16 protein-coding genes are annotated in these 15,302 nt (G+C 34.8%); 5 read left to right on the plus strand and 11 right to left on the minus strand.

The window, feature by feature from the left end:
• Positions 1 to 8 precede the first annotated feature (8 nt).
• The 11 genes from BMX64_RS02040 to BMX64_RS02090 form a co-directional block, all read right to left on the minus strand.
• Complete coding sequence (locus BMX64_RS02040) at positions 9 to 2,543, minus strand: heavy metal translocating P-type ATPase (RefSeq protein ID WP_091165600.1); 2,535 nt, start codon at positions 2,541 to 2,543, stop codon at positions 9 to 11.
• 80 nt (positions 2,544 to 2,623) lie between these two features.
• Positions 2,624 to 3,184: a helix-turn-helix domain-containing protein gene (locus tag BMX64_RS02045; RefSeq protein ID WP_091165604.1), complete on the minus strand. Its 561-nt coding sequence runs from the start codon at positions 3,182 to 3,184 to the stop codon at positions 2,624 to 2,626.
• Between the two features lie 2 nt (positions 3,185 to 3,186).
• Positions 3,187 to 3,918: a DUF3347 domain-containing protein gene (locus BMX64_RS02050; RefSeq protein ID WP_091165607.1), complete on the minus strand. Its 732-nt coding sequence runs from the start codon at positions 3,916 to 3,918 to the stop codon at positions 3,187 to 3,189.
• A 76-nt stretch (positions 3,919 to 3,994) separates the two neighbouring features.
• Positions 3,995 to 4,804: a hypothetical protein gene (locus BMX64_RS02055; protein ID WP_091165609.1), complete on the minus strand. Its 810-nt coding sequence runs from the start codon at positions 4,802 to 4,804 to the stop codon at positions 3,995 to 3,997.
• Positions 4,804 to 5,334, minus strand: coding sequence for a heavy-metal-associated domain-containing protein (locus BMX64_RS02060; RefSeq protein WP_091165612.1), 531 nt, complete (start codon positions 5,332 to 5,334; stop codon positions 4,804 to 4,806). The genes BMX64_RS02055 and BMX64_RS02060 overlap by 1 nt, the downstream gene beginning before the upstream one ends.
• Positions 5,331 to 5,810, minus strand: coding sequence for a TlpA family protein disulfide reductase (locus tag BMX64_RS02065; RefSeq protein ID WP_091165615.1), 480 nt, complete (start codon positions 5,808 to 5,810; stop codon positions 5,331 to 5,333). The genes BMX64_RS02060 and BMX64_RS02065 overlap by 4 nt, the downstream gene beginning before the upstream one ends.
• 21 nt (positions 5,811 to 5,831) lie before the next feature.
• On the minus strand, positions 5,832 to 6,680 hold the full coding sequence (locus BMX64_RS02070; RefSeq protein WP_396180310.1) for a DUF3347 domain-containing protein: 849 nt from the start codon (positions 6,678 to 6,680) through the stop codon (positions 5,832 to 5,834).
• A 177-nt stretch (positions 6,681 to 6,857) separates the two neighbouring features.
• Positions 6,858 to 7,181 (minus strand): hypothetical protein, encoded by a 324-nt coding sequence (locus BMX64_RS02075; protein WP_143056045.1) that lies wholly within the window; start codon positions 7,179 to 7,181, stop codon positions 6,858 to 6,860.
• 134 nt (positions 7,182 to 7,315) lie between these two features.
• On the minus strand, positions 7,316 to 7,660 hold the full coding sequence (locus BMX64_RS02080; protein ID WP_091165627.1) for a phage holin family protein: 345 nt from the start codon (positions 7,658 to 7,660) through the stop codon (positions 7,316 to 7,318).
• Between the two features lie 53 nt (positions 7,661 to 7,713).
• Positions 7,714 to 8,472 (minus strand): alpha/beta fold hydrolase, encoded by a 759-nt coding sequence (locus BMX64_RS02085; protein WP_091165630.1) that lies wholly within the window; start codon positions 8,470 to 8,472, stop codon positions 7,714 to 7,716.
• Positions 8,473 to 8,576: 104 nt separating this feature from the next.
• Positions 8,577 to 9,290: a pyridoxine 5'-phosphate synthase gene (locus BMX64_RS02090; protein WP_091165634.1), complete on the minus strand. Its 714-nt coding sequence runs from the start codon at positions 9,288 to 9,290 to the stop codon at positions 8,577 to 8,579.
• Positions 9,291 to 9,404: 114 nt separating this feature from the next.
• Here BMX64_RS02090 and BMX64_RS02095 point away from each other — a divergent pair, with 114 nt between their 5' ends.
• From BMX64_RS02095 to BMX64_RS02115, 5 genes are all read left to right on the plus strand, one after another.
• Complete coding sequence (locus tag BMX64_RS02095) at positions 9,405 to 10,064, plus strand: CBS domain-containing protein (RefSeq protein ID WP_091165638.1); 660 nt, start codon at positions 9,405 to 9,407, stop codon at positions 10,062 to 10,064.
• 80 nt (positions 10,065 to 10,144) lie between these two features.
• Positions 10,145 to 11,029 carry an NAD kinase gene (locus tag BMX64_RS02100; protein WP_091165642.1) on the plus strand — a complete coding sequence of 295 codons (885 nt, stop codon included), beginning with the start codon at positions 10,145 to 10,147 and terminating at the stop codon, positions 11,027 to 11,029.
• Positions 11,030 to 11,198: 169 nt separating this feature from the next.
• On the plus strand, positions 11,199 to 11,882 hold the full coding sequence (porG, locus tag BMX64_RS02105; RefSeq protein WP_091165645.1) for a type IX secretion system protein PorG: 684 nt from the start codon (positions 11,199 to 11,201) through the stop codon (positions 11,880 to 11,882).
• A 4-nt stretch (positions 11,883 to 11,886) separates the two neighbouring features.
• Positions 11,887 to 12,627, plus strand: a complete 741-nt coding sequence (locus BMX64_RS02110; protein ID WP_091166525.1) for an isoprenyl transferase — start codon at positions 11,887 to 11,889, stop codon at positions 12,625 to 12,627.
• A complete protein-coding gene (locus tag BMX64_RS02115; RefSeq protein WP_091165651.1) occupies positions 12,560 to 15,289 on the plus strand; it encodes a BamA/OMP85 family outer membrane protein in 2,730 nt (909 codons plus the stop codon). The genes BMX64_RS02110 and BMX64_RS02115 overlap by 68 nt, the downstream gene beginning before the upstream one ends.
• Positions 15,290 to 15,302 lie beyond the last annotated feature (13 nt).

Below are 15,302 nucleotides of genomic sequence, written 5' to 3' on the forward strand. Positions count from 1 at the left end.
GTTTATATTTAAAATTTTAAATTTCGCAGTCTTAATGCATTTGCAATAACTGAAACCGAACTAAAACTCATAGCCAAAGCTGCAATCATTGGCGAAAGCAACACTCCAAAAAACGGATACAAAACACCCGCGGCAATTGGAATTCCCAACACATTATAGAAGAAGGCAAAGAATAAATTTTGCTTGATATTTCGCATCACCGCATGACTTAAGTTTTTCGCTTTGACAATGCCTTGTAAATCGCCTTTTACCAAAGTGATTTTAGCACTTTCAATAGCCACATCCGTTCCGGTTCCCATCGCAATCCCAATGTCTGCTTGCGCCAAAGCCGGAGCATCGTTTATTCCGTCACCTGCCATCGCCACAATTTTCCCTTCGGATTGTAGTCGTTTAATTTCTTTCAGCTTGTCTTCCGGCAAACAACTCGCTTTAAAAGAACTTAAATTCAATTGTGTCGCCACTGCTTTTGCGGTATTTTCATTATCTCCGGTAAGCATGATTACCTCTACTCCCTGACGCATCAGTTCTTTTATCGCATCGACACTTGTTGCTTTTATGGCGTCAGTGATTGATACAAATCCAATAGCAATTCCGTTAACTGAAATATAAGAAACTATTTTCCCTAATTTCTGTTCGACTGTAATTTGATTTTCTAATTCCGCCGAAACTGTTGCATTAACTTGCTCCATCAATTTTTTATTTCCGAGCGCCACTTTTTTATTCGTTACCGTACCAATAACTCCTTTTCCAGAAACCGCTTCAAAATCCTTGACTTCGATTAATTCAACTTTTTTCGCTTTCGCAAAATTGACTACGGCTTGCGCCAAAGGATGTTCGCTGTATTGATTCAAGGAAGCGATGTTTTGCAACAAAGAATCTTCGTCATTATTCGAGGAATAAATTTTCTCCACAGAAGGTTTTCCCTCGGTAATTGTTCCTGTTTTATCTGTAATCAGAACATTTACTTTGTTCATGTTTTCTAGCGCTTCCGCGTTTTTTATCAAAACTCCTGATTGCGCTCCTTTTCCAACACCAACCATTACTGACATGGGTGTGGCTAATCCCAAAGCACACGGACATGCAATGATTAAGACCGCAATCGCATTAATAAATCCATAAACCAGTGCGGGTTCCGGTCCAAATTGTGCCCAAACCAAAAAGGTAACTACAGAAACAATTACCACTATTGGTACAAAATATTTAGCGATTCTATCCGCTAATTTTTGGATTGGTGCTCTGGAACGACTGGCGTCATTTACCATTTGCACAATTTGTGAAAGCAAAGTTTCCGAACCTACTTTCTCGGCAACCATGACAAAAGATTTATTTCCGTTTATGGTTCCCGCTATAACGGAATCTTCTATTTTTTTATCAACGGGGATAGGTTCCCCTGAAATCATTGATTCATCAATCGTACTTTCTCCATCGGTAATCTTCCCATCTACAGGAATTTTATCTCCCGGTTTTACACGCAAGAAATCTCCTTTTTTGATGTCGTGAATTGATATTACTTTATCAGCTCCATCAATAATCAAAGTGGCTTCGGTTGGTGCTAATTTTAATAATTCTTTAATCGCGCCACTAGTTCTGCTGTGTGCTCTGGCTTCTAATAACTGCCCCAGTAAAACCAACGTTAATATTACAGTTGTCGCTTCAAAATAAAGATGAACGGCGCCATTATGTGTTTTAAATTCGTCCGGGAAAATAGTTGGAAAAAATAATCCAACCAAACTAAACAGAAAAGCGACTCCAGAACCAATCCCGATAAGGGTAAACATATTGAGATTCCAAGTAATAATGGATTTCCATGCACGCTCAAAAAACATCCAACACGCATAAAAAACGACTGGAAGCAATAAAATTAGTTGCACCCAATTCCATTTTGAAGCATCCATAATTTTCATTAATGGATTATTCGGAATCATATCCGACATAGCAATAATAAAAATGGGAACCGTAAAAACTACCGCTATTTTCATTTTGCGTACCAAGTCATCATAAACCTTATTTTCTTCGCTGTCAGTTGGTTCCATTGGTACTAAATCCATTCCGCAAATGGGACATGAACCAGGGCCTTCTTGGATAACCTCAGGATGCATCGGGCAAGTGTACATTGCTTTACTATTTGCTATCGCCGCTTCTTTAACCAAATCCATTCCGCAAACGGGACAATCGCCTGGTTTATCATACACCTTTTCACCTTCACAATGCATCGGGCAATAGTATTTACCTTGTGCATTTTTGGGTAAAATCACGGTAGCTTTTTCTTGTGGTTTATTCGAGCCACAGCATGATTTTGTAATTGGTTCCTCAGTCTTTTCATGAGAATCGCCACCAGTACTCATTGCAATTGTATAGTTTCCTGCGGCAGTTAAAGTCTCCTGCAATTGCTTAGTAGGAATGTGTTTATCCATTGTTATCGTCGCTATTGGTGGAACTAAAGTAACAACAGCTTGAATTCCATCAATAGCGTTTAATGTTTTTTCCACTTTCGAGCGACAACCGTCGCAAGACATTCCGGTAATAGTATAGGTATGTTTCATAATACTCAAATTTTGATACCACGAATCTCCGATTATTCCGTCATTCCCTTGTTACACAATTTTGGAAAAGGTTTGCGTGATTACAAATCATCGATTTGCTTTCTCGTTTTTACTTTCAATTGTTTAAAATAAGTTGGCGTAAATCCAGTTGTTTTTTTGAACTGATTGCTCAAATGTGCCACATTGCTATACTGAAGCTGAATGGCGATTTCGCTCAAAGTCAACTCATCATACGTCAATAACTCCTTGACTCTTTCTATCTTTTGAGCAATAAAATAATGCTCAATTGTAATTCCTTCTATCTCCGAAAATAAATTGCTCAAAGCACTATAATCCTGTACCAAATCATTTGCTAAATAATCCGATAAATTGCTGTTTAACACATTATTTTTATTGTAAACCAAATCAATTAGCATTGTTTTTATTCTTTCGATGGTAATGTTTTTTTTATCATCGATTAAATCAAAACCCAAAGACCGTAAGCGTTTGAGCAAATCCTGTTTTTGGTTTTCAGTACATTCCTTTTCTAATTCGACTTCTCCAAGCGTAATTGAAATGGGATGAAGTCCGAGTTTTTCTAGCTCAGACTTCACTGCCATTAAACATCGGTCACACACCATGTTTTTGATGTAGAGTTTCATGATTATTTGACAGTTCCAATTCTTCTGCCACAATTCAGCATCTCCGAACCAAAATATGGATTGATCACATCTTTAGTTTCGCTGATCCAGTACCCGGTTTTTCCTTCTCCGTACATTGGGCAGTAATCCTGATAAACCGTTTGTTTTGTTCCAAAGGTTTTAATTAAACCAAAAATATCTTGGCTTAACAACGAAAAATATTCTCTTTGGAGGTCAATTTTACTAGCATTATCGCCGATATGTTTGACATGTGCTTTAGCATCAGCCACAAAAGCATTGTACTTATTTTTTGATTTGGTATCTACAGAAGTTGTGCTCGAACTATTCAAAGTAATTAACAAATTTCTTGCGGCAACGGCAGCCCCATTTGAATCATCTTTCGTTAACGCATTTTTGATATTGAGGTAATTCGAAACAATTGCATCGGTTGGGAAAGCCGTTTTGCTCACATTTCCAGATGCAGTTATAGCACTGGATTCTTCGTTAGCAACAGCAACAGGAGTTGCTTCACTATCAGCAGGGGTTGTTTGCGCCACTTTGTCGGTTAATTCCATTCCGCATTCTGGGCATTCACTTCCCGCTGTGCCAGTAACTTCGGGATGCATCGGACAAGCATATAATTCAGCCGATTTTTCTGTTTTATCAGAACTAGCAGCGGTTTCATCTTTGCTTTTTTGGTTACAAGAAACCGTCATAAAAGCCGTTATTATGGACATAAATAGTATTTTTTTCATGGTATTTTTTTTTATGATAATATTAATGACTTCTATTTAAATCAGCTATTGACTGCCTAAATTCAAGCCCTAAAATTTATTTTATGATATTGAAAAAGTTATATTCTAAGTTTAGATAAAATCCATTTGGCGCAGACCGCAACATAGAACTGTACAATTCGTGCCTGTAAGCAAAATCAATTCGTGCCTGACTGTTTATGATAAATTGAATGGAAGGCACAATATCCAAATACGATTTTCCATTTTCGTTTAGAGTTTGCCCTACAAACTCAACCATTGTGTTGATATTTGTTTGCTTAAAATTAGTGTATTTTTTTGGATACATCAGTCTTCCAAACGACAATGTATAATTAGCGGCGTTATCACTTTGCGCTGCAGGAAATTTGTAACTCGGCTTATTATCGAATGCTTTTTCATAACTAACAGAAGCACTTATGGCTAGTTTTTTTATCAGTTGAGTAGCCACAATTCCAGTTTCAAAACCTGTATTTTGTCCCATAATTTCTAACTGTTCCTGATGAATATCGGAGTTATTAAAACTATATCTTCCAAATGCTGCCATCCTAAAATGGCTGTGCAAGTCATCTGTGGAAAGGAAACGATATTTAGTATAAAAACTGGCGCCTTCAGCAACTAACTGACTGTTTCTGTTACTAAGAAACATGGATGTTCTCACCATCAAATTTTTATTGATTCCAAAAGTAACTTCGGGCATGACATGGTAATTATATCGTGATTGCATTTGCTCCTTAAAAATGGATTGTCCCAAACGAACTCCTAATGAACCCGCAGGAACATTACTTGCCGGATCAGTAACCACAAAAAGCTCCTGAGCCGATATTCCTTGAATAACAAAAAGGGTAAATACAGTTAAAAAATTTCTCATTATAATACAGCTTTGATATGGTAATCGTCTTCGTTTTCTACTGCATATGACGCTATTTTTGAAAACGTTTTAAGCAGTTTTTTATGTTCTTTTTGAGTGACATATCCTTTGTCAAAAACCCTTACTTTTGTTTCTCCAGTGCTGTTTTTAAGCTCTTCATTCAATAAAACGAAAGTGGAACCGTTTACCGAAATGGCTTTATCACCTTCGATTTTTAAGCTTTCTGTAGGCATTGTAATTACTAATGAACCAATAAAGAAACCTGCTTTTTCAACACCTTCTTTCAGTACTCTTGGCATAATTTTACTTTCTTTTTTAAAATAAACCGTGAAGGTATTCGTGTTCAAATCAGTACTCACGCTATCCACACCAACGGTTGCCTTCAGTTGTTTGTTTATTGCATTAGAACACATGGAACAGGTTAAACCAGTTGCCATTATTTCTGCTTTTGAGATTTGAGAATAGGATTGTATGCTTGTCATCAAAACCAAACAAGCGATACCTATGAATTTTAAATTTATATTTTTCATTCTACTTTATTTTTTATTTGCATGATTATTTCTTCCTCCGTTGGATTGATGGCAACTAATTTTCCTGATGCATCAAATAGATACGAATTAGGTAATTCTTCAACTCCAAAAAGCAGTGCAGATTTCGCATCAAAACCTTTAGCGTCGATTAATTGCTCGTACGCTAATTTATCTTTTTGAATAGCATTCATCCATTTGGTTTTGTCCGTATCTAGCGATATTCCAACAATTTCGAAGTTTTCATCTTTGTACTCATTATATAAAGGAGCCAATTTTTTATTAGCCAGCCTACAAGGTGCGCACCAAGAAGCCCAAAAGTCAATCAGTACCGTTTTCCCTTTCAGAGAAACTAAATTTATTGTTGTGTCTTTATTATTTTTGAGTTGAAAATCAGGCAAACTGTCTCCAATTTTCATTTGGGCGGATGCAGTTGAAATACTGATTATTAAACTTAATAGCAGCATTATTTTTTTCATTTTATATTCCTTTTTAAATGCTTATTGAATCGTCTCGACCGTTTTTCCACAAGTCATCATTTGAGAACCGTAATATGGGTTTTTAACTGCATTTTCTTTGCTTAACCAGTTTGCACCTTTACCGTCATTTGCCATTGGGCAAAACTGAAGATAAACCGGAGTTTCGTATTTAGCCACTTTTATCAATTCATACATCGATTTTGAAAGTGGAATGAAAATTTCTCTTTGACGTTTGATGTCTTGAGTTTCCGAAATATTCTTGGCACCAGCCATTAAACCGTTCATTTCTTTCATCCAAATCATGTGAACATCCATAGCAAGTTCGTCCATTTTTACTGCATTCAAAGCTGTCAGAACGTCTTTCGCTGCAGTAGCAGCAGCTTTTCCGTCAGTTTTCACCAAAGCATCTTTCAATAAGAAATAAGTATCAAAAACAACTTTTAGTTTAGTATCCACTTGTTGTTTTGCAGCTGCAGTATCAGAATGATTGGCGTGATTTGCATGATTTCCTGTAGTGGTTTCAATTTTCATTTCTGTTGAAACCGCAACTTTAGCTTCTCTTTCATATTGACAACATCCATGTAATACGTCATAAGTAGCATCCGGAGCAAGAAATTTATCGCTGTCGTAACCGGCTAAAGCAATACGTTTCAAAATTTCGTCTTGGCTCGTTTTAGTGGAATCATAGTTAAGTGTAGCCATTTTAGTGTCTTTATTCCACTCGACTTTTGCTACTTTTTTCAGATTTCCGGCAGTTTCTATCTTGCTTTTACACATGTCACAGTTTCCGTATATTTTAACGGTTTCTGTCTTGTTATTTTTAATTTGCGCGCTTGCAATTGTAACTGAAAGCAATAGTATTATTGCCATCAATATTTTTTTTATTGAGTTCATTGTATGAATAATTTTGAGGTGAATTAGTCGCAAAAACATTGAAAAAAATAGCCTGTTTCGCTACATTTCAAATTGTAAAGGACTAAAATTTAATGATTGTAAAAGCATAAAATGCTTTAAAAAAAACAGTTTTTTGGCTGTCATAAAAGTGATTTAGCTTATTTTAGGTGGAAGCCAAATAGAACGGAAATGGGAAGAAATAAACATTTCCGAGTAATAATAATTTTGTTTTTCAGTAGAAAAACTAAAAACTTGGTTGTTTAATTCGGTATAAAACGCCGAAGTTAAACCCAATTGAAATGCTGAACTGCTGCAAGTAACATCTTTACAGGCACCGTTGCAGCCGTCATGCGAACTTTCATTCGATTTTTTTTCTTTCTTGCAACAGTCTTTCTGCTCCTTTTTTGAAGAAGATTCTTTTTTGCAACACGACTTGTCTACTTTTGTTCCACATGCAAAAGCTACGCTTGGTGTCATAAAGAAACCAAGCATAACCAATAACAATATGTAAAACTTTTTAGACATAATATTCTATAAATAAAGTACAAAGGTATTAATTGGACAGAAATAAAACCGGAATTCAATCATAAATACGTGTTAAAAACAACGTTTTATTTTCCTTCCCCTAATATTCCATTCATTATAGACTGCAAAACTGACAATATAATACTAAAGAATAAGGCCGTCCAAAACGTGTCAACGCTAAATCCGCCCACAATTTTTGTACACAACAAAATCATTAATGCATTGATGACTAATAAAAACAATCCTAAAGTAATGATGGTAACCGGCAAAGTTAGTATCACCAATATTGGCTTGATAAATATATTAAGTAACCCTAGAACAATGGCTACAATTAATGCTGTAGTAAATCCAGCCACATGAACTCCCGGCATAAAGTTCGCAATAAGCAAGACCAAGCCCGAAGTAATAAGAATTTTGATCAGTAAATTCATGGTTTTTTATTTTAAGATTTAATAAATGTAAGAAAAATTTAAATCTGATTAATTTATTTTAAAAAGGAAATAACTTTTTGATAGAAATCGGCTGGGTTTTCGGCATGAAGCCAATGTCCTGCATTCGGGATTGTTTCAATGCTGGAATCCGGAAAATGCTGCTTTATGTTTTCGAAATCGCTGTCTAAAATATACTTTGAATTTCCACCGCGAATGAATAATGTTGGTTTCTCTAAAACAAATCCTTCTGGTAACGGAATTCCTATTTCATCCATTTTTGTATTAAAAACTGCCAAATTAAATCGGAACGCTAATTGCCCCGGCTCTTGCCAATATAAATTTTTCATTAAGAATTGTCTGGTTCCAAAATCAGGGACAAACTTCTCCATAATTTCTTCCACATCACTTCGGCTTGGTTTTTTTGAAAAATCGACGGCATTCAATCCCGCCAAAATATCCTGATGGTGTTGCGGATAAAATTTTGGACCAATATCTGCCACAATCAATTTATCTACTAATTCCGGATGTGTCGTTGCCAAAAGCATGGCCACTTTCCCGCCCATCGAGTGTCCTATTATATTGATGTTTTCTAAATTATGAGCTTTGCAATACTCGTAAACATCCTGCGCCATGATTTCATAACTAAATTCTTCTGAATGTAAGCTTCGTCCGTGGTTGCGTAAATCGAGAACATGAACTTGAAAATCAGCCGCAAATTGCGTTCCGAGTGTTTTCCAATTATCTGACATTCCCAGAAATCCGTGAAGAATTAAAAGTGGTTTCCCTGAGCCTTCTATTTTTGAAAAAAGCATATCATTTTAGATTTTAACGTTATAATTTAAATTACAAACCATCAAGAAATTAAGGTTATTAAGCTTTACACTTAATCTATCTTAATTTCTTAATGGAAAAAAAACTACTTTAATTTTTGCAAATACATATTTACCACATTATCCAAGCCTAAATAAATAGCTTCGGAAATTAATGCGTGACCAATTGAAACTTCCAATAATCCTGGAATGTTTTGTTTGAAAAACTGAATGTTATCCAAACTTAAATCGTGACCAGCGTTGATTCCTAATCCAAGTTCGTTGGCCAAAATTGCCGATTCAGTGTACGGCAAAATTCCGTTTTGATTCCCTAAACTGTATTGATGTGCGAATGCTTCTGTGTACAATTCGATTCTTTCGGTTCCAATTTTCTTGGCGCCTTCAATCATTTCGAGAACAGGATCCACAAAAATGGAAGTTCTGATTCCGTTGCGTTGAAATTCCTGAACGATTTCGGTTAAATAAGAAGCATGTTTTATAGTATCCCAACCCGCATTAGAAGTTATGGCATCAATTGCATCCGGCACCAAAGTCACTTGAGTAGGTTTTATTTCGAGAACAAGATCGATAAATGTTTGCTCTGGATTTCCTTCAATATTATATTCAGTGTAAACGATAGCCTTTAAATCACGGGCATCCTGATAGCGGATGTGACGCTCATCAGGACGCGGATGAATGGTGATTCCTTCAGCACCGAACTTTTGAATGTCAGTAGCAACTTTTAATAAATCGGGAACATTTCCTCCGCGAGCATTACGTAAAGTGGCTATTTTATTGATATTTACACTTAATTTTGTCATTGAAACATATTTTTATTTTGATACTAGTATTTACTTGGAACAAAAATACAAAGTAAAACTTAGGAGATTTTGCTTATTTTTGATTATTTTGCATGAAATATTGCCGATTGATTTATGACAGAAATAACAGAATATATTACCAATGACTTTAAAGCGATTGACAGCCAAGATTCTATTGCGGCTATTCAAGACTTTTTTAGTGAATTACACTTTTCACATTTTCCAATTGTCGAAGAGGGAGTTTACATTGGCAGTATTGCATCCGAGGATATTGAGACTTTTGACAGTGATAAAAAAGCATCTGATTATCGATTTACACTTGAAGGTTTTTTTGCCAGAACAAATACGATTTGGTTAGATGTTTTAGAAGTTTTTGCAAAAAATCACACTAATTTAGTTCCTGTTTTGGACGAAAACAACACCTACGTGGGCTATTATGAAATAGAGGATATCATGAAATTTTTTCATGAAACACCCTTTTTAAAAGAACCGGGTGGAATCATTGTGGTCAAAAAACCAATTTTAGATTATTCGATGAGTCAGATTACTCAAATTGTCGAAAGCAATAACGGCAAGCTTTTGGGATTATTCATTTCTGAGGCCGATGTCGACAGTGTGGAAGTGACCATGAAAATAACTTTGGGAGCGATGAACGAAATTATCCAGACGTTCAGAAGGTACAATTACGAAATCATATCAGAACATCAAGAAGACAATTACATCAATAATTTAAAAGAACGCTCTGATTATTTAGACAAATACCTGAACATTTAACCGCTTATTTGGTGATTTATTGATTCGGTAATTCATAATCTCAAATATCCAAATAATCAAATTAACGATTAAAAAACACAATGAAAGTAGCCATCTACGGTCAATATTATCAAAACAGTACAGAACCTATTATAAACGACATCTTTGTTTTTTTTAACAAAAACAATGTAGAGATGATTATCGAGGCTCATTTTTTATTGATGCTTAACGAAAGGAAGATTGTAGAAAAAAAATACAAAACTTTCACCTCGCATACGGAACTCGACTCTAGTTTTGACATGCTAATCAGTATTGGCGGAGACGGAACAATACTAAGAGCCGCAACATTAGTAAGGGATTCAGGCATTCCTATATTAGGTATAAACGCAGGGAGACTCGGTTTTTTAGCATCGGTACAAAAAGAAAATATTGCTGAATTTATGCAGTTTGTTATTGATAAAAAATATACGATTTCTAAAAGAGCTTTATTAAGCTTAACCTGTTCGCCACCTAATGAATCAATTGAGGAAATCAATTTTGCGATGAATGAAATTACGGTCAGCCGAAAAGACACGACATCGATGATTACGATTGATACTTACCTGAATGATGAATTTTTGAATTCCTATTGGGCTGACGGTTTAATCATTTCTACGCCAACGGGATCTACAGGATACTCGTTAAGTTGTGGCGGTCCAATTTTGACCCCTGATGTAAAAAGTTTAGTAATTACTCCTATTGCACCGCATAATCTCACTGCCAGACCACTTGTTGTTCCGGACGAAACTGAAATCAGATTAAAAGTTTCGGGAAGAGAAGAAAATTATCTAGTTTCCTTAGATTCAAGAGTAACTTCTGTGAAAAACGAATCGATTCTGACTTTAAAGAAAACGCCATTTCAAATTAATATGGTCGAAATTCCCGAGGAAACATTTTTGAAAACACTACGCAATAAATTACTTTGGGGAGAAGACAAGCGCAATTAAATCATTTTAGCTAAACATTATACGATTATATCAATTTTTCTCGTTTAAGTGAAACAAATACTCATTTAGTGTCAGTTGACTAACCAAATAGTCAAAAAAACACACATTTAACTAATTGGGTATTGAATCGTATTGATAATTATTATATTTGCACGCAATTTTTGATTAAATGAACAAGATTTTTTATTTATTTTTATTGTTTTCCCCTTTGATGGTCATCCAAGCTCAGATACATGAGATTGGTGTTTTTGCTGGCGGAAGTAATTTTGTAGGAGATGTAGGCCCTACAACCTATGTTTCACCAAACAAACTTGCTTTTGGATTGCTATATAAATGGAATAAAAGTCCAAGACATAGCTATCGCTTTTCCTACACACAATCAAAAATAACTTCGAACGATTTAGATTCTAAAGAGGCGAGTCGAAATCAAAGAGGCTATCGTTTTGACAACAGTATAAAAGAAGTATCTTTAGGTCTTGAATTCAACTTTTTTGACTTTAATCTTCATGAATCCAATACTAAAATTACGCCTTACCTATACTCTGGCTTAAGCTACTTTCGATACGATGCGTTATATGTATTTAATGGACAAACTGAAAAGGATAAAAATGATGGTTCATTTGCAATTCCCATGAATTTAGGAATAAAATCAAACATTACACGTAATTTAATACTGGCTGCGGAAGTTGCCGCAAGATACACTTTGACTGACAATATAGATGGAAGTAATCCAAAAAACACAAATTTGGAATACCTTCGGTTTGGAAATATAAATAACAATGATTGGTATGTTTTTTCAGGAGTTACTTTAACGTATACTTTTGGAAACAAACCCTGCTATTGTGCAGAATAAAAAAATGAACTTACTAGAGAATATCGACGCAAAAAATTTACCTCAACATTTAGCCATCATCATGGATGGTAATGGGCGTTGGGCAAAACAAAAAGGACTTCTAAGAGCTTTAGGCCATGAAAGCGGTACAAAGTCAGTAAAAGTAATCATAGAAGCCAGTGCCAAACTAGGCATTGAGTTTCTTACGCTATATGCTTTCTCAACCGAAAATTGGAACAGACCAAAACTAGAGGTTGAAACTTTAATGAAAGTACTCATCAACTCTTTAAAAAAAGAACTGACAACCCTACAGAAAAATAACATCAAGTTGAACGCTATTGGTAATCTGGAAAAACTACCAAAATCAGCCCAAAAAGAACTGCTTGACGTAATTGAAAAAACCAAAGACAACACTCAAATGACTTTGACCCTGGCGTTAAGCTATGGTTCCAGAGAAGAAATTGTAAGTGCGGTCAGAAACATCTGTAATAAAGTTAAAAATAATATAATTTCAATAGACAGTATTGACGATTCAATTATTAATGAGCATCTTTACACGCAAAATTTACCAGACGTAGATTTATTAATACGAACAAGTGGAGAACATAGAATAAGTAATTTTTTGTTATGGCAAATTGCCTATGCAGAATTGTATTTTACTGATATATTGTGGCCAGACTTTAAAGAACAAGATTTATATGAGGCTATCATTAGTTATCAAAAAAGAGAACGTAGATTTGGAAAAACAAGTGAACAAATTAAATAATTTTTTAGTGTTAAATAAAAGCATAAAAATAGTCCTTTCCGTTTTGATTTTTGGAAGTTTTGCTCAAATTAAAGCCCAAGAAAGAGTTCCTTTTGATCAAGGAAAAAAATACATATTAGCAGATGTGGCAGTTGTTGGAGACATCAGTTTCAACAGTCAGACCGTTGTTACCTTTTCAGGCCTACAAAAAGGCCAAGAAATCACTATTCCAGGTGAAGAAATAAGTGCTGCTATAAAAAAACTTGGTAAATTAGGTCTTTTTGATGAAATTTCGTTCTATGTTAATAAAATACAGAATGACAGTATTTATCTTGATTTAAATATTGTTGAATTGCCTAAATTGAATCAAGTAAAATTTGTAGGTGTTAAGAAAAATAAAACTGAAGGTTTAATCAAAGACAATAGCCTTAATAAAGGTAAAGTAGTTAATGAAAACTTGATTACTACCACCAAAAACTACATTGAAAACAAATACAAGAAAGACGGCTACTACAACACAAAAGTAAACATAAACACTGTCAAAGACACCGCTGCAGTAAATCAGGTCAACATGCTTGTAACAATTGACAAGGGTGACAAAGTAAAAATTCAAAAAATTGATTTCGTAGGCAATACAAAAATATCCGACAATGCTTTGCGTAAAGCGATGAAGGAAACCAAGCAAAAGAAATTTACCCGTATTTTGAAAGCTTCAAAATTTATAAAAGATAAATATAAAACCGATTTAGAAAAAGTAATTGAATCCTACAAAGAAAAAGGATATAGAGATGCTCGCATAGTTTCGGATTCTGTCACATTTGACAAAGCTAAAAATGCGTTGTCTATAAAAATAAATGTAGAAGAAGGTAATAAATATTATTTTGGAAACATTAAATTTTTAGGAAATACAGTATACACAGATCAAGGATTAAGCCGAGTTTTAGGGGTTAAAAAAGGAGAAACTTATAATGGTGTTCTTCTTGAAAAAAGAATTGCAGACAAGTCTAAACCAGATGCAGAAGACATCACGAATTTATACCAAAATAATGGGTATTTATTTTCTAATATAAATGCCGTTGAAGTAAAAACAGCAAACGACACTATTGATTTTGAGATACGAATCACGGAAGGTCCAATTGCTTATTTTAACAAAATTACGGTTGTAGGCAATGACAAAACGAATGACCGCGTAATTTACCGTGAATTAAGAACAAAACCAGGAGAAAAATACAGCAAAGAAGAATTAGTTAGAACCATTCGTGAAATAGGACAATTAGGATTTTTTGATCCTGAAGCGATTGATCCAAAGTTTAAGAATGTTGATTCAGGAGCAGGAACTGTTGATATTGAATACAATCTTGTAGAGAAAGGATCAAGCCAAATCGAACTTCAAGGAGGTTATGGTGGTGGTGGTTTCATTGGTACGCTTGGACTATCCTTCAATAACTTTTCGGCAAGAAATATACTAAACAAAGAAGCGTATAAGCCACTTCCTATGGGAGACGGTCAGAAAGTCTCTTTGCGTTTGCAAGCCAGTACCTTCTTTCAAACCTATAGTGTATCATTTTCAGAACCATGGTTTGGGGGTAAAAAACCAGTATCTTTTAGCACCTCGTTGTCATACAGTAAACAGTTTTTAAATAATTTTGTCACTCAGAAAGCAGATAAAACCAAAAGTTTTAACATCTTGACATTATCCGTAGGTTTAGCGAAAAGACTTACCGTACCAGATGATTTCTTCGTATTGTCACAATCTATAAGTTACCAACATTATGATTTAAATAATTACAATACCGGATTATTTACATTTGGAGACGGAGCGTCTAGAAACTTAGCGTATACAATAGGACTAACTAGAAACAATAAAGGAGTTAACCCAATATTTCCAACGTATGGTTCCGAATTTAGTATTTCGGCAAAACTAACACCTCCTTATTCCTTGATTAATGGAGTTGATTACGCAACATTAGGAGATAAAGAAGAGTATAAATTAAAAAATACTGTTGACAGATCCAACCAAGCTGATGCAAATGGAAATACAGTTCAGATAGGTGATTATATAGATGCAGAAGGAAATAAAGTCTTCAAATTTGAAGACGCAGCAGCAGATCCAGCTAAAGTAGATCAAAAGAAATTTAATTGGTTAGAATATTACAAAATCAAATTCAAGGCAGATTGGTACACTAAGATTTACGGTAAACTAGTACTTAGAGCCTTAACTGAATTTGGATTTCTTGGAGCCTATAATCAAGAAAGAGGTGCTGTTCCTTTTGAACGATTCTACCTTGGTGGTGATGGTTTAGCAAATTACTCAATGGATGGTAGAGAGACTATTCAATTGAGAGGATACCCAAACAACTCATTGACGCCAGTAAATAACACAGGGGATCAAATTGGAGCTACTGTTTTCAACAAATTCTCTATGGAGTTGCGTTATCCAATAACATTAAAATCATCAGCATCAATTTATGCATTAGCATTTATGGAGGCAGGTTCATCATATAAAGATTTCAAAAGTTATAATCCTTTTGCTTTGAGTCGTTCTGCAGGAGTTGGATTACGTGTATTTATGCCTGCATTTGGTTTATTAGGAATAGATTTTGGTCACGGTTTTGATGCATTACCAGGACAAGCAAAAGCAAATGGATGGGAAACCCATTTTATCATTGGACAACAATTCTAAAAAAATTGATTTT

Origin of the sequence: Flavobacterium sinopsychrotolerans (genome assembly GCF_900110375.1) — a bacterium.
Lineage (GTDB): Bacteria > Bacteroidota > Bacteroidia > Flavobacteriales > Flavobacteriaceae > Flavobacterium > Flavobacterium sinopsychrotolerans.